Source organism: Stenotrophomonas acidaminiphila (assembly GCA_002951995.1).
Taxonomy (GTDB): domain Bacteria; phylum Pseudomonadota; class Gammaproteobacteria; order Xanthomonadales; family Xanthomonadaceae; genus Stenotrophomonas; species Stenotrophomonas acidaminiphila_A.
In genome coordinates, this window is record CP019797.1 from 1,068,057 (window position 1) to 1,092,964 (window position 24,908).

Sequence of the window (24,908 nt, forward strand, 5' to 3'; positions counted from 1 at the left end):
GAAACCACCATGTCCCACGCTGCTTCCCAGCCCGCCACCCCGGGCCACCCCGGCAAGCCCGGCACCGCCGCCGGCCTGGCGCTGATCGTCGGCGCCATCGGCGTCGTGTTCGGCGACATCGGCACCAGCCCGCTGTACACGCTCAAGGAGGCGTTCTCGCCGCACTACGGGCTCACCAGCGACCACGACACCGTGCTGGGCGTGCTGTCGCTGGCGTTTTGGGCGCTGATCATGGTGGTCACGCTCAAGTACGTGACCATCATCATGCGCGCCGACAACGATGGCGAGGGCGGCATCATGGCGCTGATGGCGCTGGCCCAGCGCACCCTGCGCAACGGCTCGCGCTCGGCCTACGTGGTCGGCATCCTCGGCATCTTCGGTGCGTCGCTGTTCTTCGGCGACGGCGTGATCACCCCGGCGATCTCGGTGCTGGGCGCGGTCGAGGGCCTGGAGGTGGCCGCGCCGGGGCTCGGCCGGTTCGTGGTGCCGATCGCCCTTGTGGTGCTGGCCATCCTGTTCGCCGCGCAGCGCTTCGGCACCGAGAAGGTGGGCAAGGTGTTCGGCCCGGTGATGCTGACCTGGTTCCTGGCGCTGGCCGCGGTCGGCATCTGGAACGTGATCGCCGCGCCCGAAGTGCTCAAGGCGTTCAATCCGTGGTGGGCGGTGCGCTTCTTCCTGGAGCACGGCTGGCACGGCGTGTTCATCCTCGGCGCGGTGGTGCTGGCGGTGACCGGTGGCGAGGCGCTGTACGCGGACATGGGCCACTTCGGCGCGCCGCCGATCCGTCACGCCTGGTATTTCTTCGTGCTGCCGTGCCTGATGCTGAACTACCTGGGGCAGGGCGCGCTGGTGCTGCAGCGGCCGGACGCGGTGGCCAACCCGTTCTTCGAGGCGGTGCCGGAGTGGGCGCTGTACCCGATGATCATCCTGGCGACCATGGCCGCGGTGATCGCCAGCCAGTCGGTGATCACCGGCGCGTTCTCGGTCGCGCGCCAAGCCATGCAGCTGGGTTACATCCCGCGCATGCGCATCCTGCATACCTCGCACGACACCATCGGCCAGATCTACATTCCCGGCATCAACTGGGGGCTGGCGCTGATGGTGTTCGGGCTGGTGCTGGCGTTCCGCAGCTCCAGCAACCTGGCCGTGGCCTACGGCATCTCGGTCTCCGGGACGATGCTGATCGACACCCTGCTGCTGGCGCTGGTGGCGCGCACCCTGTGGCCGCGCGCGCGCCATGGCATCGTCGCGCTGTGCGCGGTGTTCTTCGTCATCGACCTGGGCTTCGTCGTCGCCAATGGCGCCAAGCTGATGCAGGGCGCCTGGTTCCCGGTGGTGCTGGGCATCGCGCTGTTCACCATGATGCGCACCTGGCGCCGCGGCCGCGAACTGCTGCGCGACGAGGTACGCAAGGACGGCATCCGCATCGACAGCTTCCTGCCCGGGCTGATGCTGGCGCCGCCGATTCGGGTGCCGGGCACGGCGGTGTTCCTGACCGCCGACCCGAGCGTGGTGCCGCACGCGCTGATGCACAACCTCAAGCACAACAAGGTGCTGCACGAGCGCAACGTGTTCCTGCACGTGGAGACCCTGCCGGTGCCGTACGCGGCGGCCGGCCAGCGGCTGAAGATCGAGCCGGTCGGCGACGAGTTCTACCGCATCCAGGTCCGTTTCGGCTTCATGGAGACACCGGACGTGCCGTTGGCGCTGATGCGCTCGTGCGACCACGGCGGGGTCTACTTCGACCCGATGGACACGACCTTCTTCGCCAGCCGCGAGACCATCGTCGCCACCGCCAACCGCGGCATGCCGGTATGGCGCGACAAGCTGTTCGCCTTCATGCACCGCAACGCCGCCCCGGCCAGCAACTTCTTCCGCATCCCCGGCAACCGGCTGGTGGAACTGGGCGCGCAGGTGGAGATCTGATGGGCGCGCGGCCTGCGGCCAGGGCCCGGAAAACACGGGCAGTCCTGGCCGCTTGTGCCTACAATCGCCGTTGATGAACATGCCCGAACGCTTGTCCGCCTTTTCCCGGCCTCCGGCCTCCGGCCCCTGGTCCCCATGACCGACAACCGCATCATCGCCGCCGGCGCCACCCGCGAGGACGACGCCGCCGACGCCAGCATCCGCCCGCGCCGCCTGGCCGACTACCTCGGCCAGGCGCCGGTGCGCGAACAGCTGGACATCTACATCCAGGCGGCCAAGTCGCGCCGCGAGGCGCTGGACCACGTGCTGATCTTCGGCCCCCGGGGCTGGGCAAGACCACCCTGAGCCACGTGATCGCCAACGAGCTGGGGGTGGGGCTGCGGGTGACGTCCGGCCCGGTGATCGAGAAGGGCGGCGACCTGGCCGCGCTGCTGACCAACCTGCAGCCGTACGACGTGCTGTTCGTGGACGAGATCCACCGCCTGTCGCCGGTGGTCGAGGAAGTGCTGTACCCGGCGATGGAGGACTTCCAGATCGACATCATGATCGGCGAGGGCCCGGCCGCGCGCTCGATCAAGCTCGACCTGCCGCCGTTCACCCTGATCGGCGCCACCACCCGTGCCGGCCTGCTGACCGCGCCGCTGCGCGACCGCTTCGGCATCGTGCAGCGGCTGGAGTTCTACTCGGCCGATGAGCTGACCCGCATCGTGCGCCGCTCGGCGACGATCCTCGGCATCGACTGCAGCGCCGAGGGCGCCGGCGAGATCGCGCGCCGCTCGCGCGGCACCCCGCGTATCGCCAACCGGCTGCTGCGGCGCGTGCGCGACTATGCCCAGGTCAAGGCCGGCGGCCATATCGACCAGGCCGTGGCGCAGGCGGCAATGCAGATGCTCAAGGTCGACCCGGAAGGTTTCGACGAGCTGGACCGGCGCCTGCTGCGCACCCTCGTGGAGTACTTCGACGGTGGCCCGGTCGGCATCGAATCGCTGGCCGCGGCGCTGTCCGAGGAACGCGGCACGCTCGAGGACGTGGTCGAGCCCTACCTGATCCAGCAGGGCTTCCTGGTGCGTACCGCGCGCGGCCGCATGGCCACCCACAAGGCCTACCGGCACATGGGCCTGAAACCGCGCACGGCGCCGGCCGACCTGTTCGTGGAGCAGCCGGACCATGAGTGAGTCCCGGTTCAGTTGGCCGACACGCATCTACTGGGAAGATACCGACGCCGGCGGCGTGGTCTACCACGCGCGCTACGTGGCCTTCATGGAACGTGCGCGCACCGAGTGGATGCGGGCGATGGGCTATGGCCAGGAAGCCATGCGCAGCGGCGACGGGCAGGTGTTCGTGGTCCGCGCGATGGCCCTGGATTTCCTCAGGCCGGCGCGGCTGGACGACGCACTGGAAACCACGGTGGAACTGCTGCAGTGCCGCCGCGCCAGCCTGGTGATGCGCCAGGCGGTGCTGCGCGACGGCCAGCCGCTGGTGACCGCGCAGGTGCGGCTGGCCGCGGTCGGCGCCCGCGATTTCCGCCCGCAGGCCATGGACGACACGCTGTACGCCACGCTCAAACAATTCGAAACCCAACACGCGCAAGACTGAGGAACATCGGATGATCGCTTTGCTTCTGGCCCTGCAGGCCACCGTGACCGAGGCGCTGCCGGCGGATGTCAGCGCCGCCGCGGCGCAGACCGTGGCCGGCGCCAGCCATGGCGGCATCAACTACCTGGACCTGATGCTCAAGGCCAGCATCCCGGTCAAGCTGATCGTGCTGCTGCTGCTGGCCGGCTCGTTCATCAGCTGGGTGATCATTTTCCGCAAGGCGCGCGTGTTCAAGGCCGCCGACCGCGCCGCCGACGACTTCGAGAACCGGTTCTGGTCCGGCGCCGACCTGGCCAAGCTGTATGCCGCGGCCGCCGACCGCAACCGCTCGGTGGACGGGCTGGAGGCGATCTTCGAGTCCGGCTTCCGCGAGTACAGCCGCCTGAACGGCCGCCGCGGGCTGGACAGCCGTACCCAGCTGGAAGGCACCCAGCGCGCCATGCGCACCACCTTCGCCCGCGAGGTCGACGGCCTGGAGCGCAATCTCGAGCTGCTGGCCAATATCGGCTCCAACGCCCCCTACGTGGGCCTGGTCGGTACCGTGTTCGGCATCATGGTGACCATGCACGACATGATCAGCAGCGGCGAGCAGGCCGGCATCGCCTCGGTCGCGCCGGGCATTTCCGAGGCGCTGTTCGCCACCGCCATCGGCCTGTTCGTGGCGATCCCGGCGACCTGGGCCTACAACCGCTTCACCACCCGCGTGGAACGGCTGTCGGTGCGCTACGAGACCTTCGCCGAGGAGTTCAGCTCGATCCTGCAGCGCCAGTCCGGCGCCGACGAATGATGCGCGCCACGCGCACCAGCCCGCACAGGAACCGCCCATGATTTCCGGCATTTCCCGGCGCAAGCGCCGCAAGCTCAAATCCGAGATCAACGTCGTGCCGTACATCGACGTGATGCTGGTGCTGCTGATCATCTTCATGGTGACCGCGCCGCTGTTGACGCTCAGTTTCGAGGTCGACCTGCCCACCTCCAACGCCAAGGTGCTGGAAGGCAAGCAGGACCCGGTCATCGTCTCGGTGCTGGACGATGGCCAGCTCAGCCTGAAGCTGCCCGATGCCAAGAGCCCCGAGCGCATCGACGCGGCCACGCTGCAGGCGCAGCTCGGCGCGATGGCCGCGCAGGACAAGGGCCTGCGCGTGATCGTCGCCGCCGACCGCGCGGTGGCCTATGAGAAGGTCGTCGCGGCGATGGACGTGATCAAGGCGGCGAAGATCGAGAAGGTGGGCCTGGCGACCGATGCACGCTGACGCTCTGCCGCCGCCGCGCGACCCCGGCAACGAATGGGGCATGCCCGTCGTACTGGCGTTGCTGGTGCACGTGCTGGTCGCGCTGGTGTTCATCATCGCCTGGGTGTGGTCGCCGTCGCGCAGCACCGAGGCCGCCGCCGGCGACCCGGTGGTGGAGGCCAGCCTGCAGCTGTCGGCGGCCGAAGCCGCGGCCGCGCGCAGCGCCCTGCGCGCGTCGGAGAAACTGCCGCCGCCGCCCGAGCCGGCGCCGGACGCGCAGCCCCAGCCGGTCCCGGAAGACACCGTCCCGCCGCCGCAGCCGATCCCCGAGCCGCGGCCGCAGGACGCGCCCACCCCGCAGCAGCACAATGCCCAGGAGCGCATCGCGCAGCCGGACACCGTCGACCAGGAGCGGGTCAGCGCGCTGGCCATCTCCCAGGAGAAGGCCCGCCAGGAGCAGGAAGCCAAGCGCCGCCAGGAGCAGATCGACCTGACCGAGCGCAAGCGCGTGGAGGAGGCCGAGCAGAAGCTGCGGCTGGCCAAACAGCAGGAAGAAGCCGACCGCCAGAAGAAACTGGCCGAGGAACAGCGCAAGGCCAACGAGGCCAAGGCCGAGCAGGAGCGCCAGCAGAAGATCGCCGAGATCCGCCGCAAGCGCGAGCAGGCCGAGCGCGAACTCAAGCTCGCCGAGCAGCGCCAGCGCCAGGTGGCTGATGCCCGCGCCCGTGCGCAGGCGGCCGCGTCCAGCGCCTCGCCGGCCAGCGGCACGCCGCAGGCGTCGCCGGGGCAGGGCGGCACCAGCACCGACCTGACCGCCAAGTACGCCGCGGCGATCCAGCAGGCGGTGCTCAACCAGTGGGTGCGCCCGGACACGATCCCGCGCGGCCAGCGCTGCCGGCTGACCATCCGCCAGCTGCCCGGCGGCGAGGTGGTCGATGTGCAGTTCGCCGCCGGTTGCCCCTATGACGACGCCGGCCGGCGTTCGGTGGAGGCCGCGGTGCTGCGTGCCCAGCCGCTGCCGTACCGCGGTTTCGAGTCGGTGTTCCAGCGCACGCTGAACTTCACGTTCGAGGCGCAGGACCGCTGAATCGCGGGGGCTTCACGCGGCCCCCGGCACCCTTGGCGGCGCGCTTGCCCATCGACGGGGATGGATTTCACGGGATTTTCGTTCACGATTGCGAAAATGTTCATCCGCCTGCTGCTATCCCTTTCCCCCCTGTTCATCCGATCGTTGAGCACCCCATGAAGAAACCGCTTCGCTGGCTGGCCGCCCTGACCGTACTGCTGTTGCCCCTGGTGGCGATGGCGCAGCAACGGGGGCTGGAGATCGACATCATCGGCGGCAATGCGTCGGCCCTGCCGATCACCGTGGTGCCGATGCCGTACCAGGGCAGCGCCGCGGCGCCGGCCACCGATGTCGCCGCGGTGGTGCGCTCGGACCTGGACCGTTCCGGCCAGTTCCGCACCCTGCCCGAGGCGCAGATCGTGCAGCGCCCGACCCGCGGCAGCGAGGTGCAGTACCCGACCTGGCGCGCGCTCAAGCAGGACTACCTGGTCGTCGGCCGCGTGCTCGACGCCGGTGCGGGCGCCTACCGCGTCGAGTACGAGCTGTTCGACGTGGCCAAGGGCGAGCGCATGCTCGGCCTGGCGATGACCGCCCGCTCCAACGCGATGCGCGACGTCGCCCACCAGATGGCCGACGCCATCTACGAGAAGATCACCGGCGTGCGCGGCGCCTTCTGGACCCGCATCGCCTACGTCACCGCCAGCGGCCGCGGCGACGCCATGCGCTATGCGCTGATGGTGGCCGATGCCGACGGCTACAACCCGCAGACCATCGTGCGCTCGGCCGAGCCGCTGCTGTCGCCGTCGTGGAGCCCGGACGGCAACCGCCTGGCCTATGTCAGCTTCGAGCGCGGCAACTCGGCCATCTACGTCCAGAACATCTCCACCGGCGCGCGCGACCTGGTCGCCAGCTTCCGCGGCATCAACAGCGCCCCGGCGTTCTCGCCGGACGGCCGCCGCCTGGCGCTGACCCTGTCGCGCAGCGGCAACCCGGAGATCTACGTGATGGACCTGGGCAGCAAGCAGCTGACCCAGCTGACCAACCACTTCGCCATCGACACCGAGCCGACTTGGAGCGCCGACGGCAACACCATCTATTTCACCTCCGACCGCGGTGGCCGCCCGCAGATCTACCAGGTGCCGGCGTCCGGCGGCAGCGCCAGCCGCGTGACCTTCCAGGGCAATTACAACGCCAAGGTGTCCGTGTCCTATGACGGCAAGAAGCTGGCCATGGCACAGGGCAGCGGCAACAGCTACCGGATCGCGCTGATGGACAGCAGCCTGGGTTCGCCGCGCTGGAGCACGCTGTCGCCGGGCTCGCTGGACGAATCGCCCAGCTTCGCGCCGAACGCGAGCATGGTGTTGTATGCCGCCCGCGAGGGTGGTCGTGGAGTGCTGTATGCCGTTTCGGCCGACGCGCGGGTCCGCCAGCGCCTGGTCCTGGCGGACGGTGATGTGCGCGAGCCCGCATGGGGTCCGTACCGCACCGCGCGTTGATAAAATGTTAATATCCCATCCGCATTAAACCCCATCATTGGCTCAGGAGCCTTTAGGTATCGCCATGAACAAGTCCACTCGCGTTCTGCTTGTTTCGCTTCTGTCGGTTGCCGCGCTGGCCGGCTGCTCGAAGAAGGTGAAGGAACAGCCGGCCCAGCCGCCGGTCGACACCACCCCGACCACCCCGTCGACCGGTCCGTCGACCTCCGGCCTGTACGGCCCGGGCGACCTGGACACCGACGCCTGCCTGCGCCAGCGCGTGGTCTACTTCGACTTCGACAAGGAAGAAGTGAAGTCCGAGTTCCAGGCCATCATGGCCTGCCATGCCAAGTACCTGCGTGACCGTCCGTCCTCGCGCATCACCCTGCAGGGCCACACCGACGAGCGTGGCAGCCGCGCCTACAACCAGGCTCTGGGCGAGCGTCGTGGCAATGCCGTGAACTCGGCGCTGCAGGCCAACGGTGGTTCGGCTTCGCAGCTGACCGTCGTGTCCTACGGCGAAGAGCGTCCGGTCTGCACCGAGTCGGCCGAGTCCTGCTGGTCGCAGAACCGTCGCGTCGAAATCGTCTACACCGCGCAGTAATCGATGCGTACCGGCATCAAGGCGATGATGCTCGTGGTTGCGGCAGCCCTCGTGGCTGCCGCACCCGCTCATGCGCAGCGGCAGAGCCTGGCCGACCGCGTCGGCGCACTCGAGCAGCAGGTCCAGAACAACCAGGCCAACACCGACATGCTCAACCAGCTGCAGCAGTTGCGCAGCGGGATGCAGGCGCTGCAGGCAACGGTCGAGCAGCTCCAGCACGAGAATGAACAGCTCAAGCAGCGCAGCCGGGACCAGTACCTGGACCTGGACGGGCGCCTGAACCGCCTGGAAGGCGGTGCCGCGCCGGCGCCGGCGCCGGTTGCGCCGACGCCTTCCGCGGGCAACCCGACGGCGGCGGAAAAGCCGCCCACCGTGCGGGGTGATGCCGGCGCGGTGGCCGCGGCCGGTGACGAGCGCAGCGCCTACAACGTGGCTTTCGACGCGCTCAAGGCCGGCCGATACGACGAATCGGCGCGTCTTTTTCAGGGGTTCCTGGAGCAGTATCCCAGTGGTGTCTACGCTCCCAATGCGCTGTACTGGCTGGGCGAGAGTTACTACGCCACCCGCAATTTCCAGCTGGCCGAGGCGCAGTTCCGCGACCTGGTCGCGCGCTATCCGACCCATGACAAGGCCGCTGGCGGCCTGTTGAAGCTGGGCCTGTCGCAGTTCGGCCAGGGCGATGCGGCCAAGGCCGAGCAGACGCTGGCGCAGGTCGTGACCCGGTTCCCGGGCAGCGACGCCGCGCGCACCGCGCAGGACCGTCTGCAGTCGATCCGGCTCGGCCAGCAGATCCGCTGAGTCCGGGCGGCAGTGTTTCCAGGGAGCCGGGCCATGCCCGGCTGCCGTCGTTTACGGCATGGCCGACGCCATCCGCCCCTCCAGAAGTTCCCGCCATGACCGCCGTTTCCCTTTCCAGCGCCGCCGCCACGCCCAGCGAGATCGTGCAGTCGCCGCTGCCGCGGCTGAAGATCACCGAGATCTTCCTGTCCCTGCAGGGCGAGGCCGACACCGCCGGCTGGCCGACCGTGTTCGTGCGCCTGACCGGGTGCCCGTTGCGCTGCGGCTACTGCGATACCGAGTACGCCTTCCACGGCGGGCAGTGGCGCGATATCGACGACATCGTCGCCGAAGTGCGCGGCCACGGCGTGCGCCATGTCTGCGTGACCGGCGGCGAGCCGCTGGCGCAGAAGCGCTGCCTGGTGCTGCTGCGCGCGCTGTGCGACGCCGGCCTGGAGGTTTCGCTGGAGACCTCGGGCGCGCTGGACATCGGCGGCGTCGATCCGCGGGTGTCGCGCGTGGTCGATCTGAAGACGCCCGGGTCGGGCGAGATGCCGCGCAACCGGCTGGAGAACCTGCCGCTGCTGACCGCGCGCGACCAGCTCAAGTTCGTGCTGTGCGACCGCGCCGACTACGACTGGGCCCGGGACATGGTTGCCGCGCAGCGCCTGCACGAGCGCTGCATGGTGCTGTTCTCGCCCTGCAAGGACCGGCTCGGCGCGCGCGAGCTGGCCGACTGGATCGTCGCCGACCGGCTGCCGGTGCGCTTCCAGATGCAGCTGCACAAGATCCTCTGGAACGACGAGCCGGGCAGGTAGCCGCGCGCTTCGTTCCCACTTGCGTACCGGCGCGGGACAGCGTGCTGGCGTTCCTTCCCCCAACCGGACTATCACTCCATGAAGAAGGCAGTCGTGCTTCTTTCCGGCGGCATGGATTCGGCCGCCGTCGTCGCCATGGCCCAGGAACAGGGCTTCACCGTGCATGCGCTCAGCGTGCGTTATGGCCAGCGCCATACGTCCGAGCTGGATGCCGCCGCGCGCGTGGCGCAGGCACTGGGCGTGGCCGCGCACAAGGTGGTGGATGTCGACCTGCGCAGCATCGGCGGCTCGGCCCTGACCGACGACATCGACGTGCCCGACGCCGGTGGCGAAGGCATCCCGGTCACTTACGTGCCCGCGCGCAACACCATCATGCTTTCGCTTGCGCTGGGCTGGGCCGAGGTGCTGGGCGCCAACGACATCTTCTGCGGCGTCAACGCGGTCGATTACTCCGGCTACCCGGATTGCCGCCCCGCGTTCGTCGCCGCCTTCCAGGCGCTGGCCAACCTGGCGACCAAGGCCGGGGTGGAAGGCGCGGGCATCCGCGTCCACGCGCCGCTGCAGTACCTGAGCAAGGCGCAGATCGCCAGCGAAGGCGCACGCCTGGGCGTGGATTTCGGGTTGACGGTGTCCTGCTACCGCGCCGACGCGCAGGGGCGCGCCTGTGGTCATTGCGACGCCTGCCGGCTGCGCGCGGACGGTTTCGCCGCCGCCGGCCTGCCCGATCCGACCCACTACGCCTGAGCGTCCCCGCGGCGCGACGCGGGCGGAGTCATGCCCGCCGCCGGCGCTGCGCAACGTCCGCTCGCGCATTCTGTTTTCAGGCATCTTGCGCTAGAATGCCCACCCCGGCGCCATGCCGGGTCTTTGTTTGGGCCGTTAGCTCAGTCGGTAGAGCAGAAGACTTTTAATCTTTTGGTCGAAGGTTCGAATCCTTCACGGCCCACCATGATCAGACAACGGTCCCGCGGTGCGGGACTGCGTTCTTGCAGTGGGCGGTACGCGGTTTCTGTGAACTGTGCCAGGTCGCAGTGGCGGGCGCCGGTCCTACCATGGGCTTGGTCGGTTTCACGGTAGCAGTGGGGGACGCTTGAGTACCCAGATCACGCAACTCCTGCATCGCTGGCAAGGAGGCGACGCGCAGGCGCGCGAGCAGTTGTTCGAAGCCCTGTATTCGGACCTGATGGTGGTCGCCCGCAACCGGCTGTTCAACGATACCGGCGGCACCCTGCAACCGGCAGCGCTGGTCAACGAGTCGCTGCTGCGGCTGCTGGGTTCGGAAGTGGATTTCAAGGACCGCGCCCATTTCATCGCCGTGGCGGCGCTGAAGATGCGCTCGGTACTGGTGGACCACCTGCGCGCGCGGGCCGCCGACAAGCGTGGCGGCAATCTTGTCCAGCTGACCCTGTCCCACGCCAGCGACGTCCCCGACGACGACGGCGATGCCTACGACGTGATGGCGTTGCACCAGGCCCTGAGCCAGCTGGCCGAACTCGAGCCGCGCGCGGCGAGCATGGTCGAGTTGACCTATTTCGGCGGCATGAGCCGCGACGAGATCGCCATGGTGATGGGGGTTTCGGCACCCACTGTGGACCGCGACCTGCGTTTCGCCAGGGCCTGGCTCAACCGACAGCTGACCTGATGTCCACCGCGGAGGAGGCAGCGCGCTGGCGCCAGACCCGCGAGCTGTTCGATGCCGTCTGCGACCTGCCACGCACGCAGTGGCGGCAACAGGTACAGCAGCGCTGCGGTGATCCCGCCCTGGCCGAGGACGTGCTGCAGCTGCTGCATGCGCAGACCCAGGGCCTGAGCCGGATCAGCAGCCGGCTGGATGCCGCGCTGGCGTGCGCACTGACTCCGGAGCTGGCGGTAGGCCAGCGGCTGGGACCGTGGCGGCTGACCGCGCGCATCGCCGGCGGCGGCATGGGCACCGTGTTCAAGGCCGAACGCGACGACGGCGTGTATCGGCGCACGGTTGCGATCAAGCTGCTGCACGGCATGCCGGGCGCGGGCGAGGTCGAGCGGCTGCAGGCCGAGCGGCAGGTGCTGGCCGGATTGAACCTGCCCGACGTGGCCCGGCTCTACGACGGTGGCACCACGCCCGATGGCTATCCCTATCTGGTGATGGAATACATCGAGGGCCTGCCGCTGGACCGCCACTGCGCCACCCATGCGCTCGGGCTCGCGGCGCGGCTGCGGCTGTTCCTGGATGTCTGCGCGATCGTGCGCTCGGCGCATGAGCGCCTGGTACTGCACTGCGACCTCAAGCCGGGCAACGTGCTGGTGCGGCCCGACGGCAGGCCGGTACTGCTCGATTTTGGCCTGGCCCGGGTACTCAACGACGCGCGCGAGCGTGGCGAGGCCGGTTACTGCACCCCGGGCTATGCCAGCCCGGAGCTGGTGAATGGCGAGCCGGTGGGCGTGGCCAGCGATGTCTACAGCCTCGGCGTGCTGCTGGTGGAACTGCTGTCCACGCGCCGCTGCGCGCAGGCGCTGCAGCTCGGCGAGGTGCCGGTGATCCTGCCCTCGGCCAATGCGCCGCCAGGCCTGCGCTGGCGCCGCGCGCTGCGCGGCGACCTCGACGCCATCGCCGCGCGGGCGTGTGCCCGCGATGTCGCCGCGCGTTACCGCTCGGTGGAAACGCTGATGGCCGACGTGACGCGCTACCTGGAGCGGCGGCCGGTGGCCGCGCGGCAGTCCGGGCGCCTGTACCGGCTGGTGCGCGGCGTACAGCGCAATGGACGTGGGCTGGCGGCCGCCGCGGGCGCGTTGTCGCTGGCGGTGATCTTCGTGGCCGGGCTGGTGCAGGCGCGCCGGCACGCCGAAGAGGAGGCCGCCATCGCCCACCAGGTGGGCGACTTCATGGTGGGCGTGTTCGAGACCGCCGATCCGTACCTGCGCACCGAGCGCGGACAGCAGGAACTGTCCTCGCGACAACTGCTGGACAAGGCGGCGCTGCGCGTCTCCCATGACCTGGCCGACGCGCCGGCGCAACTGGCCCGGATGCGTGCGGTGCTGGGGACGGCGTACCGCAACTCCGGGGTGCCGCGGCAGGCCGACGTGCTGCTGCAGCAGGCCTACGACGGCTTCATCGACCCGCGGGTGAACCGCCCGGCGGATGCGGCGGCGGTGCTGGTGGAGCTGTCGCTGCAGAAGACCCAGGACGGCAACGGCGCGTTGGGCCAGGCGCTGGCCGAGCGCGGCCTGGCACTGCTGCCGTCGGCCGCTGCCACGCCTACCCGCGCCCGGCTGCACGGCGCGCGCGGCATGGCCTTGGTGAACCAGCAGCAGTTCGACCGTGCCGAGGCAGCCTTCGACACCGCAATGGAGCTGTACGCGAAGCTGCCGCACCCCGGCGTTGCCAGCGAGAAGCTGGCGCTTTCCTACAACAAGGGCCTGATGTACCTGCGCTGGGGGCGGCTGGCCTCGGCCGAGCGCGAGCTGCGCCAGGTGCTTGGCGGCAGCCCGCGGCGCCGCACCAGCATGGCGCTGGCCGCGGAAATGCGGCTGGCGCAGATCCTGCGCGAGCAGGGCCGTTTCGCCCAGGCGTTGCCGCTGCTGCAGGCGGGCCTGCGCCATGCGCAGGAGCTGTACGGGCCGGAAAGCAGCTTCGTGCTGATGCAGCACGACGGGCTTGCCGATCTGTACCGCGACTGGGGCGATTACGCCGCTGCGGAGCGGCAGTACCAGCTGCGGCAGCATCTGAGCGGGATCATCGACGGCACCGGTTCGGTGGAGTACTCGATGGGGCTGTTCAACCACGGGGAACTGCAGGAACTGCGCGGCGACCTGGCCCAGGCCGAACAGTTGTACCGGCAGGCCCTGGCGATCCGCCGCGAGCGGCTGGGCGCGCAATCGCCCACCAGCCTGCGCGCCGAGTCGGGGTTGGGCGCGCTGCTGATGCGCCAGGCGCGCATGCAGGAAGCGGGCACGCTGCTACTGCATGCCGACGCCGGCCTGGACGCGGCGCTGCCGGCGGACGCGCCGGGGCGGATCGAGGCCCGGCTCAACCGCATCGACTGGCATATCCGCCAGGATGACACCGCCCAGGCGCAGGCGTTGCTGCGGCAACTGGGGGCGCGGGTACCGGCGACCCAGCAACTGCGCCTGCTGCGCATCCGCGCGGACCTGGCCGAGCGCAGCGGCGAGGGCGCGGCGGCGCTGGCACTGCGCCGCACCGCGCTGGAGCATGCGCGGTCGCTGCATGGCGACGGCAAGCTGGAGACTGCGACCTGCCGTATCGACCTGGCCGAAACCCTGCTGCGCCTCGGTCACCGGCAGCCGGCACTGGAAGCGCTGCTGCAGGCGCTGCCGACCATCGAGCGGCTGCAGGTCGATGACGCCCCGCGCGGCGCCGGCTCGACGGGCTGCTGCTGCTGGCCCGCGGCGGGCGGGGGCGCGCGGCCTAACCCTGCTCGCGCACGATCTCCACCAGCCGCTGCCCGTAGCGCGCCAGCTTGCTGCCGCCGATGCCACCGACCCGGCCCAGTGCATCGAGGCTGGTCGGGCGCTGTTCGGCGATGTTGCGCAGGGTGCTGTCGTGGAAGATGACGAAGGCCGGCACGTTCTGTTCGCGCGCCAGCTCGGCGCGCAGGCCGCGCAGTGCGTTGAACAGCGCCAGGTCCTCCGGCTGCACTGCCACGCCGGTGCGCGGGGTGCTGCTGCGGTCGCGTTCGCCGCGGGCGGCAGGCGGTTCGCGGCGCATCATCACCTGGCGGCGGCCCTTGAGCACGTCGCGGCTGGCGTCGGTCAGGCGCAGCCCGCCGTGCGCCTCGGGGTCCACCTCCAGCAGGCTGGCGGCGACCAGTTGCCGGAACACCCCTCGCCACGTGCGCGCGTCCAGGTCGCCGCCGATGCCGAAGGTGCTGAGCTGGTCGTGGCCCAGCTGGCGGATGCGCTCGCTGTCGCTGCCGCGCAGGATGTCGATCAGGTGGCCGACGCCGAAGCGCTGGCCGCTGCGGTAAACGCAGCTCAGCGCCTTCTGCGCGGGGATGGTGGCGTCCCAGGCGGCCGGCGGCGACAGGCAGTTGTCGCAGTTGCCGCAGGGCTGGCCCGGCACGCCCTTGGGCGTGCCGACAGGCACGTAGGTCTCGCCGAAGCCGGCCAGCAGCACCTGGCGGCGGCACTGCATGGATTCGCAGTAGCCGAGCAGGTGGTCGAGCTTGGCGCGCTCGAGCTGCTTGCGTTCCTCGCTGGCCTCGCCCTGTTCGATCATCTGCTTGAGCAGCACCACGTCGCCCAGCCCGTAGCACAGCCAGGCCTCGGCCGGCTCGCCGTCACGGCCGGCGCGGCCGGTCTCCTGGTAGTAGCCTTCCATCGACTTGGGCAGGTCGGTATGCGCCACGAAGCGCACGTCCGGCTTGTCGATGCCCATGCCGAAGGCGATGGTGGCGCACATCACGATCCCGTCCTCGCGCAGGAAGCGGCGCTGGTTGGCCGCGCGTACCTCGGCCGGCAGGCCGGCGTGGTAGGGCAGCGCGTCCAGGCCCTCGCCGCGCAGCATGTCGGCGGTTTCCTCGACCTTGCGCCGCGACATGCAGTAGACGATGCCGGCCTCGCCGCGGTGGCCGCGCAGGAACGCCAGCAGCTGGCGCCGGGCGTTGTCCTTCTGCACTACCGTGTAGCGGATGTTGGGGCGGTCGAAGGAGCTGATGAAGTGCTCGGCCTGGGCCAGGTCCAGGCGCTCGGCGATCTCGCGCTGGGTCGGCGGGTCGGCGGTGGCGGTCAGGGCGATGCGCGGCACCTGCGGCCAACGCTCGTGCAGCACCGTGAGTTGCCGGTACTCGGGACGGAAATCGTGGCCCCACTGCGACACGCAGTGCGCCTCGTCGATCGCGAACAGGGCGATGCGACTGCGTTCGAGCAGCGACAGGAAGCGCCCGGTCAGCAGCCGCTCCGGCGCCACGTAGAGCAGGTCCAGGGTGCCGGCCAGCAGTTCGCGCTCGACCCGGCCGGCGGTCTCCGCGTCCAGCGTGGAGTTGAGGAACTCGGCGCGCACACCGAGCTGGCGCAGCGCCTCCACCTGGTCCTGCATCAGCGCGATCAGCGGCGACACCACGATGCCGCAGCCCTCGCGCAACAGCGCCGGCACCTGGTAGCACAGCGACTTGCCGCCACCGGTGGGCATCAGCACCAGGGCGTCGTTGCCGGCGGTGACGTGTTCGACGATGGCCTGCTGGTTGCCGCGGAAGGCGTCGTAGCCGAAGACGCGCTTCAGCAGTTCATGGGCGGGGGAAGACATGCCGCCTAGGATAACTGCCCGGTCAAGCCCGCCCGTCCGCCGCCGTCCCGTCCACGCGTCGGGAAAGCCGAGGGCATGGTTCTGTTCCGCACAGGGCCGCAGGCCGCGGACCGGCCCGCAGTGCGCGCGGCCGCTGGATCCCGCCCCTCCCGCGTGCCCACCGATCCTGCGCAGGCCGCCCGGCATGGGCGTGGCGGGCAGTTGAGGCCGGCTCCCGGCTTCCGCGGCGCAGAACCCTGGAAGGCCGCAGGGCAAACGCCCGAAGGTCTAGTGCAACGATGCACACGATCCCTCTGGAGAACAGCCCCCTTTGGTAAAGGGGGCGCGCCGAAGGCGGGGGATCCGGCAGGCAGGTGAAGCAGGGTCCAGGGTTGCGCCGCGCGCAACCCTGAAAGACCAGGGCAAACGCTGAAGGTTTACTGCAACCACACACGATCCCTCTGGAGAACAGCCCCCTTGAGTAAAGGGGGCGCGCCGAAGGCGGGGGATCCGGCAGGCAGGTGAAGCAGGGTCCAGGGTTGCGCCGCGCGCAACCCTGGAAAACCCGCAGGGCAAGCGCCCGAAGGTCAGCAGCCACGCATCCATCCTTCTGGAGAAGAGCCCCCTTTAGTAAAGGGGGCGCGCCGAAGGCGGGGGATCTGGCAGGCAGGTGAAGCAGGGTCCAGGGTTGCGCGCGGCGCAACCCTGGAAAACCGCAGGGCAAACGCCCGAAGGTCAGCAGCCACGCATCCATCCTTCTGGAGAAGAGCCCCCTTTGGTAAAGGGGGCGCGCCGAAGGCGGGGGATCTGGCAGGCAGGTGAAGCAGGGTCCAGGGTTGCGCGCGGCGCAACCCTGGAAAACCGCAGGGCAAATGCCCGAAGGTTTACTGCAGCAGCGAGCGCAGCATCCAGGCGTACTTCTCGTGGGTCTGCAGGCGCTGGGTCAGCAGGTCTTCGCTGGGCGCGTCGCCGGCCTTCTCCGCCTGTTCCAGCACCTTGCGCGCGGTGCGGCACACCGCCTCGTTGCCCTGCACCAGCTGCCGCACCATTTCGCGCCAGTCGGCGCTGTCGGTCAGCCCCGGTTCCTCGGCGATGGAGGTCAGGGCGACGAATTCGCGGTACGAGCCGGGGGCGTTGAAGCCCAGTGCGCGGATGCGTTCGGCGATCTCGTCCAGTGCCGTCCACTGCTCGGTGTACTGCGCCTCGAACATGGTGTGCAGCGAATTGAACATCGACCCGGTGACGTTCCAGTGGAAGTTGTGGGTCTTCAGGTACAGCGTGTAGGCATCGGCGAGGAAGTGCGACAGCCCATCGGCGACCTTCTTGCGATCGGCATCCTTGATCCCGATATCGATGCCCGGCGCCGAGGGCGCGGAGGCGGCCAGCTGCTTCTTGCCGGCGTCGGGTTTGCTGCTGTTCTTGGCCTTGGCCATGACGCGTTGCTCCTTGTCGGGTTGAATGGCTTCACAATAGCGCCATCGGGACCATACCGGTATTTCACGTTTTCTCGTTGAACGATTGATGAGCGCTATCGAAAAGGACACTGCCGCGCGCCTGCGCCAAGCCCGTACAGCCATCGACGGGGCGATGAGCCGCGACCGCGGGCGCCTGCTCGGGCTGTGGTCACGCTGGCAGGGGCGGCCGGCCGATGCCGCCGCCGAGGCGGCGTTCCGCGGGCTGCTGGAGCAGTCCCGGGAGCAGCGTCGGCAGCGCGCGGCGCGGCCGCTTGCGATCAGCATGGACGACGCGCTGCCGATCGCGCGTGAAGCCGAGCGCATCACCGCGTTGATCCGCGACCACCAGGTGGTGGTGATCGCCGGCGAGACCGGTTCGGGCAAGACCACCCAGCTGCCCAAGCTGTGCCTGGCCGCCGGGCGCGGCGAGGCCGGGATGATCGGCTGCACCCAGCCGCGGCGCATCGCCGCGCGCGCGGTGGCCACCCGCGTGGCCGAGGAGCTGGGCAGCGAACTGGGCACGGTGGTCGGCTACCAGGTGCGCTTCACCGACAAGGTCGGCGAGGACAGCCGCATCAAGTTCATGACCGACGGCATCCTGCTGGCCGAGATCGCCTCGGACCGCTGGCTGTCGCGCTACGACACGCTGATCATCGACGAGGCGCACGAGCGCAGCCTCAACATCGACTTCCTGCTCGGTTACCTCAAGCAGCTGCTGCGCCGGCGCCCGGACCTGAAGCTGGTGGTGACCTCGGCCACCATCGACACCGAGCGCTTCTCGCGTCATTTCGACGATGCGCCGGTGGTCAGCGTCGAGGGCCGCACCTACCCGGTGGAGGTGCGCTACCGGCCGCTGGACGAGGCGCGGCCGGCGCCGGTCGCCGAGGGCAGGGGCGGGCGCGGCCGCGGCGACGATGCCGACTCGGACCCGGTATCGGTCAACGAGGCGATCGTCGCGGCGGTGGACGAGATCACCCGCCTGGATCCGCGCGGCGATGTGCTGGTGTTCCTGCCCGGCGAGCGCGAGATCCGCGACGCGCACCAGGCGCTGGAGCGGCGCAAGTACCGCGAGACCGAGGTGCTGCCGCTGTATGCGCGGCTCTCGGCCAAGGACCAGGACCGGGTGTTCAACCCCGGGCCGAAGCGGCGCCTGGTGCTCACCACCAACGTCGCCGAGACCTCGCTGACGGTGCCGCGCATCCGCTACGTGGTCGATCCCGGCTACGCCCGGGTCAAGCGCTACAGTCCGCGGCAGAAGCTGGACCGGCTGCACATTGAACCGGTGTCGCAGGCCAGCGCCAACCAGCGCAAGGGCCGCTGCGGGCGCATCGCCGAGGGCGTGTGCTACCGCCTGTACGCCGAGGCCGATTTCCAGGCGCGCCCGGAATTCACCGATCCGGAGATCCGCCGTTCCTCGCTGGCCGGGGTGATCCTGCGCATGCTGCAGCTGGGCCTGGGGCGGATCGAGGATTTCCCGTTCCTCGAGCCGCCGGACGAACGCGCGGTCGCCGACGGCTGGCAGCAGCTGGCCGAGCTGGGCGCGATCGACGGCGAGCGCAGGCTCACCGCCATCGGCCGGCAGATGGCGCGGTTGCCGGTGGACGTGAAGCTGGCGCGCATGCTGGTGGCCGCGCAGCAGGCCGGCTGCCTGCACGAGATGCTGGTGATCGCCTCGTTCCTGGGCATCCAGGACCCGCGCGAACGGCCGCCGGAAGCGCGCGAGGCCGCCGACAACGCGCATGCGGCCTTCGCCGACCCGCGTTCGGAATTCCTCGGCATCCTGCGCCTGTGGGAAGGCTACCGGGCCGCGCACGAAGACCTGACCCAATCCAAACTGCGCGACTGGTGCGGCCGGCATTTCCTCGGCTTCCTGCGCATGCGCGAATGGCGCGAACTGCACCGTCAGCTGCGCCTGCTGTGCGAAGAACTCGGGTGGGAAAGCGGCAGCGACGGCGTCTTCGGCAAGGCGCTGCTGGCCGCGCCGGCGGCACTGCCGGCCGGCGGCGACGGCGAAGCCAGGCGCAGGGCCACGCGCGGCGAACTGCACAGGGCGGCGCGGCTGGCGCGCGAAGGCGCGAAGCCGGAGGCGGCATCAGCTTCCTCCAGCAGAAACGCAGCAGCCCGGCAGGGCCGGGAGAAAACCGACCCAGGCGCGGATTCCACCTCCATTTCCGAGAAGGCCCGCGCCGCGGCCTACCAGGCCCTGCACCGGGCGATCCTCGCCGGGCTGCCGACGCAGATCGGCCACCGCACCGAGAAGGGCGACTTCCAGGCGCCGCGCCAGCGCCGCTTCCACCTGTTCCCGGGCTCGGCGCTGGCCAAGCGGCCGCCGCCGTGGGTGCTGAGCGCGACCCTGCTCGATACCCAGCGCGTGTGGGGCCTGACCAACGCCGCCATCGAGCCGGACTGGGCCATCGCCGAACTGCCGCACCTGCTGGCGCGCAAGCATTTCGATCCGCACTGGTCGCGTGCCCAGGGCCAGGTGCTGGCGGCCGAGCAGATCAGCCTGTTCGGGCTGGTGCTGGCGCCGCGCAAGCCGGTGCATTACGGCCGCATCAACCCCGGCGAAGCGCACGACATCTTCGTGCGCCAGGCGCTGGTCACCGGCGAGATCAACACCCGTGCCGGCTTCGTCGCCGACAACCTCAAGGTACTGGAGCAGGCGCGCGAGGAAGAGGCCAAGCTGCGCCGCGCCGGTATCGTCGCCGACGAGGACTGGCAGGCGCGCTGGTACCTGGACCGGGTCCCGGCCGAGATCCATTCGGCCAGTGGGCTGGATGCCTGGTGGAAGGCACTGCCGCCCGCGCAGCAGCGCACGCTGCGCTGGTCACTGGCCGACCTGCTGCCGGGCGAAGGCAGCGAGCAGGAGCGCTATCCGAAATATTTCGCGCTGGGCGACGCACGGCTGGCGATGCATTACCGCTTCGAGCCCGGCGCGGCGGACGACGGCGTCACCCTGGACGTGCCGCTGCACCTGCTCAACGCGCTGGACCCGGCGCGGCTGTCGTGGCTGGCGCCGGGGTTCGTCGCCGACAAGGCCGCGGCGCTGATCCGCACCCTGCCCAAGGCGATGCGCCGCAACTACGTGCCGGCACCGGACTTCGGCCGCGCCTTCTTCGAAGCCTGGCCGCAGCCCTCGGCCGACGACATCCGCGGCGAACTGGCGCGGTTCCTGTCCAAAGCCACCGGCGCGGTGGTGGCGGCCACCGATTTCGACGAGGCCGCGCTGGAGCCATACCTGCGCATGAACCTGCGCCTGGCCGATGGCGAGGGCCGGCTGCTGGCGATGTCGCGCGATCTCGATGCGCTGCGCGCACGCTTCGGCGAGCGCGCCGGGCAGGCGTTCGCGGCGCGCGCCGGCAAGGCGCTGGCGGCCGAGGGGCTGCGCGAGTTCCCGGCGGGCGTCATTCCCGAGCAGGTGCCCGGCGAAGCCGGCGTGCCGGCGTACCCGGCGCTGGTCGATACCGGCGAGACGGCGGCGCTGCGCATCTTCGCCGACCGCAACGCCGCGCGGCTGGCGCATCCGGGCGGGGTGCGGCGGCTGCTGGAGATCGCCCTGGCCGACAAGGTCAAGCAGGCCCGCAAGCAGCTGCCGGTGTCGCCCAAGACCGGGCTGCTGTATGCGGCCATCGAATCGCAGGAAAGGCTGCGCGGCGACCTGGTCGATGCGGCCATGAACGCGGTGCTGGCCGATGGCCTGGGCGAAATCCGCTCGGCGGAGGCTTTCGAGCTGCGCCGTGCCGATGCCGGCAAGCGCCTGTTCGGCGAAGCGATGGAGCGGTTGCGCCTGGCCGAGACCATCCTCGGCCTGGTGGGCGAGCTCAAGCCGCTGCTGGAGGCGCCGTTGATGGGCTGGGCGCGCGGCAACCTCGACGACATGGAACGGCAGCTGGCGTCGCTGGTGCATGCCGGCTTCCTGCGGCAGACCCCCGCCGACGCGCTGGCGCAGTTCCCGCGTTACCTGAAGGCGATGATCCTGCGCAGCGAACGCGCCAAGCGCGACCCACCCCGCGACCAGGCGCGCATGCTCGAGCTCAAGCCCTTCGTCGACGCATTGGAGGAGGCGCGGGCGCAGGGGCTGGCGGCGCGGCCGGAGTGGTCGGCGCTGCGCTGGGACATCGAGGAACTGCGGGTATCGCTGTTCGCCCAGGAACTGGGCTTCCGTTCCGGCATCTCGCCGAAGAAGCTGGCGCAGCGGGTCACCGCGCTGCGCGGCTGACCCGCGCCGCCGGCGGGGCTCGCCCGGCAGGCGGCGTCACCGCAACGGCGGTGCGGGCAAGGCCCGCCGCTACGGCGTGGGGCGGTACTGCTCCACGCAGCGCCGGCGCGCGGCGTTGACCTGGTCGTGGGCGTAGGCATGCTCGCGGCTGATCGCGCGGCGCAGGTTGTCCATGCGCGCCTGCAGGGCCTGGCTGCGCTTGGCGTCGGCGGCGTTGTCCAGCTGCTCGCCGAGCATCGCCATCTGCTGCTGGTAGGTCGCCACGCGGTCGTTGGAGGGGCCGTAGATCGACGCGGTCGCCGTGGCGATGCACGCGCGTTCGGCGCTGCGGTCCTGTTCCGCCGGCGCTGGCGGCGGGCTGCCGCTCTCGCGCAGCGGCGATTGCTCCGGCTCGCCTGCCTCCGCCGGGGGCGGTGGCGGTAGCGCCACCGGCGCCGGCAGGCGCTCGCTGCGCAGCTTCATCGGCTGCGCGTTGGCGTCGCAGGGATGCTCGGAATAAGCGGTTTCCCCGGATTTCCCCTTGCACTTGTAGACCTGGGCCGACGCGCCGGCCGGCAGCAGGAACAGCAGCAGGAGCAACAGCGTGGCGGGCAGGAAGGGCATGGCGGACCAGGGCAGGGGCGGGCGCCGCGGTGCGCGGCGCGGGAACGGGCACAGGTTACTTGGTGCGGCGCACCTTGGCGCGGGTGTTGAGCCCGTCGATCTGCAGGTACCACACCCCCATCAGCCCCGGGGTGATCTGCACCGCCGGCGCCTGCTTGCGGACACCGGCGGCCCGCGCATCGTCGGTCTGTTCCCAGACCTGGCCATTGTCCAGGGTGTACTGGCGGCCCTTGCCGAAGCCGCTGAACTCGCCCACCAGCGTGGCCTTGATCGGCTCGCTGGAGCCGAAGTCGAAGAAGCCGCGGTTCTTCACGATCACTTCCTGGCGGCCTTCCTCGCGCGCCTGCTCCAGCGCGGTGGCGGTGGCATTGCGCACCTTGCCCTGCAGCCAGGCGTTGAGCGCGGCCAGCTCCTCGGGCGAGAGCTTTTCCAGGCCGGCGGCCTTGAACTCGGCGGCGGACATCTGCTGCTGCAGGTCGCCTTCGACGACGCGCTGCGCGTGTACGGCGAACGCCGGTGCGAGCAGCAGGGTGGTGGTGAGCAGGAGGCCAAGGCGCGACGGCTGCATGGGCGATTGTTCCCGTGGATGGTTGGGCGCTAGTGTAGGCGCATCCGCCCGCCTTCAACCGCTGTGAACCGTTCTTCCCTCTCCGGCCTGGATGCCCTGCTGCACCGCCCGACCTGCGGCGCCCTTTCCGATCCGTTGCGGGAGGCGCTGCTGGGCGCCTGGCGGCAGCCCGGGACCGACACCCAACCGCGGTTGCCGTGGCCGGTGCTGGCCGACACGCTCGATGCGCTCGCCCTGCTGTCCGCCGACGAGGCGGTGATCGCCGCCGCGCTGCTGTTCGATCTGCCGGGCCTGCGCGCGCGCCTGGCGGAGCTGCCGCTGGGCAACGCGGCGGCCGCGGTGCGCGGGCTGCTCGATGGGCAGGATGCCGCCGACCAGGTGTGGGCGCTGCACGCCGGGCGCGAGGCCGGCCGCAACAGCGAAGGCCTGCGCCGCCTGCTGCTATCCATCGTCCACGACCTGCGCGTGGTGCCGGTGCTGCTGGCGCGGCAACTGGCGTGCATGCGCGCGGCCGACCGCAGCCCCGAGGAGCAGCGCCGCGCGCTGGCGCAGCTGACCCGCGACATCCACGCGCCGCTGGCCAACCGCCTGGGCATCTGGCAGTTGAAATGGGAACTGGAAGACCTGGCGTTCCGTTTCCTGGAGCCGGATACGTACCGCCACATCGCGCGCGAGGTGGACGAAACCCGGCTGGCGCGCGAGCGCTACGTCGAAGCGGTCAAGCGCCGCCTGTCCGCGGCGCTGGGCGAGCACGGCATCCGCGCCGAGGTCAGCGGCCGGCCCAAGCACATCTACAGCATCTGGCGGAAGATGCAGAAGAAGAAGCTGGCCTTCGAGCAGCTCTACGACCTGCGCGCGGTGCGGGTGATGGTGGACGACGTGGCCGCCTGCTACGCCGCGCTGGGCGTGGTGCACGCGTTGTGGACGCCGATCCCCAGCGAGTTCGACGACTACATCGCCCGGCCCAAGGCCAACGACTACCGCTCGCTGCACACCGCGGTGATCGGCCCGGAGGGGCGCACCGTGGAAGTGCAGATCCGCACCCACGAGATGCATGCGCAGGCCGAACTGGGCGTGGCCGCGCACTGGAAGTACAAGGAAGGCGGCAAGGGCGCGGAGAAGGCGTTCGACCGCAAGATCACCTGGATGCGGCAATTGCTGGAGCAGGCGCAGGATGCGGCCAATCCGGAGGACCTGGCCGGCGCGCTGGATGCCGAGCTGATCGAGGACCGGGTCTACGCGCTCAGCCCCAAGGGCGAGGTGATGGACCTGCCGGCCGGCGCCACGCCGCTGGACTTCGCCTACCACGTGCACACCATGGTCGGGCACCGTTGCCGCGGCGCCAAGGTCAACGGCCGTATCGTGCCGCTGACCTACCGCCTGCGCAGCGGCGACCGGGTCGAGATCATGACCGCGCGCGACGCCGACCCGCGCCGCGACTGGCTGCTGCCGGCCAACGGCTTCCTGGCCAGCAACCGTTCGCGCGAGAAGGTACGCACCTGGTTCCACAAGCTCGACCGCGCGCGCAACGTGCAGGCCGGGCGCGAACTGCTGGACCGCGAGCTCAAGCGGCTGGGCCTGCAGCAGGCCGACCTGATGCTCGCCGCCCGGCGTTTCCACGCCGACAGCGTCGACGACCTGTACATCCAGGTCGCGCTCGGCGACACCGGCCCCAGCCAGGTCAGCCGCGCGCTGCTGGAGGCGGAGAAGGAGAAGAACCAGCCAGCGCCGGCCACCCCGGCGCTGCCGCGGCCGACCGCGCGCCGCGACGGCATCGGCCGCTCCGACTTCACCGTGCAGGGCGTGGGCAACCTGCTGGTGCAGCTGGCGCGCTGCTGCCAGCCGGTGGCCGGCGAGCCGATCGCCGGCTACCTCACCCGGACCCGCGGGGTCACCGTGCACCGTGCCGATTGCCCGGCGCTGGCGCGGTTGTCGGCAGCGCACCCCGAGCGCGTGCTGCCGGTGGAGTGGGGCCGCGCCGGCGCGGGCTACGAGGTGGACGTGATGGTCCGTGCCATGGACCGGCGCTGGCTGCTCAAGGACATCACCAACCTGATCGCGCAGGAGGATGCCTACGTGCTCAACATCAACAGCGATCCGCTGCGCGACAGCGGCCGCATGCAGCTGCGGCTGCGGCTGAAGGTGAGCGACTACGGCCAGCTGTCCACCCTGCTGGGCAAGCTCGACGCGCTGCCGGGCGTGGACGAAGCGCGGCGCATGGGCTGAGCCCGGCGTTGCCGGCGGCGTCATCGCGGGCTGCTAGGCTGGCCGCATGCACAAGACCCGTTCCCGCCTGCCAGGATGGCTGTCGCCGCTCGTCGGGCGCGTGCACCTGTACGCGCGCTGGTGG

The 24,908-nt window shown here is 70.4% G+C and carries 18 protein-coding genes, 1 tRNA gene and 1 pseudogene; 16 read left to right on the plus strand and 4 right to left on the minus strand.

The window, feature by feature from the left end:
• Positions 1 to 9 precede the first annotated feature (9 nt).
• From B1L07_04735 to B1L07_04800, 14 genes and pseudogenes are all read left to right on the plus strand, one after another.
• Positions 10 to 1,926 carry a potassium transporter Kup gene (locus B1L07_04735; protein AUZ54527.1) on the plus strand — a complete coding sequence of 639 codons (1,917 nt, stop codon included), beginning with the start codon at positions 10 to 12 and terminating at the stop codon, positions 1,924 to 1,926.
• Positions 1,927 to 2,061: 135 nt separating this feature from the next.
• Positions 2,062 to 3,101 (plus strand): annotated as a pseudogene (locus B1L07_04740) (Holliday junction branch migration DNA helicase RuvB).
• Entirely contained in the window at positions 3,094 to 3,522 is a 429-nt protein-coding gene (locus B1L07_04745) for a tol-pal system-associated acyl-CoA thioesterase (protein AUZ54528.1), read from the plus strand. Before B1L07_04740 ends, B1L07_04745 begins: the two are co-directional and overlap by 8 nt.
• Before the next feature lie 10 nt (positions 3,523 to 3,532).
• Positions 3,533 to 4,309, plus strand: a complete 777-nt coding sequence (locus tag B1L07_04750) for a protein TolQ (protein ID AUZ54529.1) — start codon at positions 3,533 to 3,535, stop codon at positions 4,307 to 4,309.
• 37 nt (positions 4,310 to 4,346) lie between these two features.
• Positions 4,347 to 4,775, plus strand: a complete 429-nt coding sequence (locus B1L07_04755; protein ID AUZ54530.1) for a protein TolR — start codon at positions 4,347 to 4,349, stop codon at positions 4,773 to 4,775.
• Positions 4,765 to 5,841 (plus strand): protein TolA, encoded by a 1,077-nt coding sequence (locus B1L07_04760; protein ID AUZ54531.1) that lies wholly within the window; start codon positions 4,765 to 4,767, stop codon positions 5,839 to 5,841. Before B1L07_04755 ends, B1L07_04760 begins: the two co-directional genes overlap by 11 nt.
• Before the next feature lie 155 nt (positions 5,842 to 5,996).
• Positions 5,997 to 7,316, plus strand: coding sequence for a Tol-Pal system beta propeller repeat protein TolB (locus B1L07_04765; protein ID AUZ54532.1), 1,320 nt, complete (start codon positions 5,997 to 5,999; stop codon positions 7,314 to 7,316).
• A gap of 64 nt (positions 7,317 to 7,380) precedes the next feature.
• The gene (locus B1L07_04770; GenBank protein ID AUZ54533.1) at positions 7,381 to 7,899 is read left to right on the plus strand and encodes a peptidoglycan-associated lipoprotein; all 519 of its coding nucleotides are present in this window, start codon (positions 7,381 to 7,383) and stop codon (positions 7,897 to 7,899) included.
• Positions 7,900 to 7,902: 3 nt separating this feature from the next.
• Complete coding sequence (locus B1L07_04775) at positions 7,903 to 8,697, plus strand: tol-pal system protein YbgF (GenBank protein ID AUZ54534.1); 795 nt, start codon at positions 7,903 to 7,905, stop codon at positions 8,695 to 8,697.
• Between the two features lie 95 nt (positions 8,698 to 8,792).
• A complete protein-coding gene (locus tag B1L07_04780; GenBank protein ID AUZ54535.1) occupies positions 8,793 to 9,494 on the plus strand; it encodes a 7-carboxy-7-deazaguanine synthase QueE in 702 nt (233 codons plus the stop codon).
• A 78-nt stretch (positions 9,495 to 9,572) separates the two neighbouring features.
• Positions 9,573 to 10,238 (plus strand): 7-cyano-7-deazaguanine synthase QueC, encoded by a 666-nt coding sequence (locus B1L07_04785; protein AUZ54536.1) that lies wholly within the window; start codon positions 9,573 to 9,575, stop codon positions 10,236 to 10,238.
• Positions 10,239 to 10,367: 129 nt separating this feature from the next.
• Positions 10,368 to 10,443, plus strand: a tRNA-Lys gene (locus B1L07_04790).
• 141 nt (positions 10,444 to 10,584) lie between these two features.
• Positions 10,585 to 11,136, plus strand: coding sequence for a hypothetical protein (locus B1L07_04795; GenBank protein AUZ54537.1), 552 nt, complete (start codon positions 10,585 to 10,587; stop codon positions 11,134 to 11,136).
• Positions 11,136 to 14,045: a hypothetical protein gene (locus tag B1L07_04800; protein ID AUZ54538.1), complete on the plus strand. Its 2,910-nt coding sequence runs from the start codon at positions 11,136 to 11,138 to the stop codon at positions 14,043 to 14,045. The genes B1L07_04795 and B1L07_04800 overlap by 1 nt, the downstream gene beginning before the upstream one ends.
• Here the strand turns inward: B1L07_04800 and B1L07_04805 are convergent.
• Together B1L07_04805 and B1L07_04810 are read right to left on the minus strand one after the other, a co-directional pair.
• The gene (locus B1L07_04805; GenBank protein AUZ54539.1) at positions 13,900 to 15,735 is read right to left on the minus strand and encodes a DNA helicase RecQ; all 1,836 of its coding nucleotides are present in this window, start codon (positions 15,733 to 15,735) and stop codon (positions 13,900 to 13,902) included. The genes B1L07_04800 and B1L07_04805 overlap by 146 nt on opposite strands.
• Positions 15,736 to 16,598: 863 nt before the next feature.
• The gene (locus B1L07_04810) at positions 16,599 to 17,147 is read right to left on the minus strand and encodes a DNA starvation/stationary phase protection protein (GenBank protein AUZ54540.1); all 549 of its coding nucleotides are present in this window, start codon (positions 17,145 to 17,147) and stop codon (positions 16,599 to 16,601) included.
• A gap of 88 nt (positions 17,148 to 17,235) precedes the next feature.
• On the opposite strand from B1L07_04810, the gene B1L07_04815 reads away from it, so the two are divergent.
• A complete protein-coding gene (locus B1L07_04815; GenBank protein ID AUZ54541.1) occupies positions 17,236 to 21,387 on the plus strand; it encodes an ATP-dependent RNA helicase HrpA in 4,152 nt (1,383 codons plus the stop codon).
• Between the two features lie 69 nt (positions 21,388 to 21,456).
• On the opposite strand, the gene B1L07_04820 is transcribed toward B1L07_04815, so the two are convergent.
• Together B1L07_04820 and B1L07_04825 are read right to left on the minus strand one after the other, a co-directional pair.
• Complete coding sequence (locus B1L07_04820) at positions 21,457 to 21,990, minus strand: hypothetical protein (protein ID AUZ54542.1); 534 nt, start codon at positions 21,988 to 21,990, stop codon at positions 21,457 to 21,459.
• 55 nt (positions 21,991 to 22,045) lie between these two features.
• The gene (locus B1L07_04825; protein ID AUZ54543.1) at positions 22,046 to 22,558 is read right to left on the minus strand and encodes a hypothetical protein; all 513 of its coding nucleotides are present in this window, start codon (positions 22,556 to 22,558) and stop codon (positions 22,046 to 22,048) included.
• A gap of 63 nt (positions 22,559 to 22,621) precedes the next feature.
• Here B1L07_04825 and relA point away from each other — a divergent pair, with 63 nt between their 5' ends.
• Entirely contained in the window at positions 22,622 to 24,784 is a 2,163-nt protein-coding gene (relA, locus tag B1L07_04830; GenBank protein AUZ54544.1) for a GTP diphosphokinase, read from the plus strand.
• Positions 24,785 to 24,908 lie beyond the last annotated feature (124 nt).

What these genes read in the sequence shown, in the direction of transcription:
- B1L07_04735 (AUZ54527.1), top strand. Translation starts at nt 10, where the DNA reads ATGTCCCACGCTGCTTCCCAGCCCGCCACCCCGGGCCACCCCGGCAAG.
- B1L07_04745 (AUZ54528.1), top strand. Translation starts at nt 3,094, where the DNA reads ATGAGTGAGTCCCGGTTCAGTTGGCCGACACGCATCTACTGGGAAGAT.
- B1L07_04750 (AUZ54529.1), top strand. Translation starts at nt 3,533, where the DNA reads ATGATCGCTTTGCTTCTGGCCCTGCAGGCCACCGTGACCGAGGCGCTG.
- B1L07_04755 (AUZ54530.1), top strand. Translation starts at nt 4,347, where the DNA reads ATGATTTCCGGCATTTCCCGGCGCAAGCGCCGCAAGCTCAAATCCGAG.
- B1L07_04760 (AUZ54531.1), top strand. Translation starts at nt 4,765, where the DNA reads ATGCACGCTGACGCTCTGCCGCCGCCGCGCGACCCCGGCAACGAATGG.
- B1L07_04765 (AUZ54532.1), top strand. Translation starts at nt 5,997, where the DNA reads ATGAAGAAACCGCTTCGCTGGCTGGCCGCCCTGACCGTACTGCTGTTG.
- B1L07_04770 (AUZ54533.1), top strand. Translation starts at nt 7,381, where the DNA reads ATGAACAAGTCCACTCGCGTTCTGCTTGTTTCGCTTCTGTCGGTTGCC.
- B1L07_04775 (AUZ54534.1), top strand. Translation starts at nt 7,903, where the DNA reads ATGCGTACCGGCATCAAGGCGATGATGCTCGTGGTTGCGGCAGCCCTC.
- B1L07_04780 (AUZ54535.1), top strand. Translation starts at nt 8,793, where the DNA reads ATGACCGCCGTTTCCCTTTCCAGCGCCGCCGCCACGCCCAGCGAGATC.
- B1L07_04785 (AUZ54536.1), top strand. Translation starts at nt 9,573, where the DNA reads ATGAAGAAGGCAGTCGTGCTTCTTTCCGGCGGCATGGATTCGGCCGCC.
- B1L07_04800 (AUZ54538.1), top strand. Translation starts at nt 11,136, where the DNA reads ATGTCCACCGCGGAGGAGGCAGCGCGCTGGCGCCAGACCCGCGAGCTG.
- B1L07_04805 (AUZ54539.1), bottom strand. Translation starts at nt 15,735, where the DNA reads ATGTCTTCCCCCGCCCATGAACTGCTGAAGCGCGTCTTCGGCTACGAC.
- B1L07_04810 (AUZ54540.1), bottom strand. Translation starts at nt 17,147, where the DNA reads ATGGCCAAGGCCAAGAACAGCAGCAAACCCGACGCCGGCAAGAAGCAG.
- B1L07_04815 (AUZ54541.1), top strand. Translation starts at nt 17,236, where the DNA reads ATGAGCGCTATCGAAAAGGACACTGCCGCGCGCCTGCGCCAAGCCCGT.
- B1L07_04820 (AUZ54542.1), bottom strand. Translation starts at nt 21,990, where the DNA reads ATGCCCTTCCTGCCCGCCACGCTGTTGCTCCTGCTGCTGTTCCTGCTG.
- B1L07_04825 (AUZ54543.1), bottom strand. Translation starts at nt 22,558, where the DNA reads ATGCAGCCGTCGCGCCTTGGCCTCCTGCTCACCACCACCCTGCTGCTC.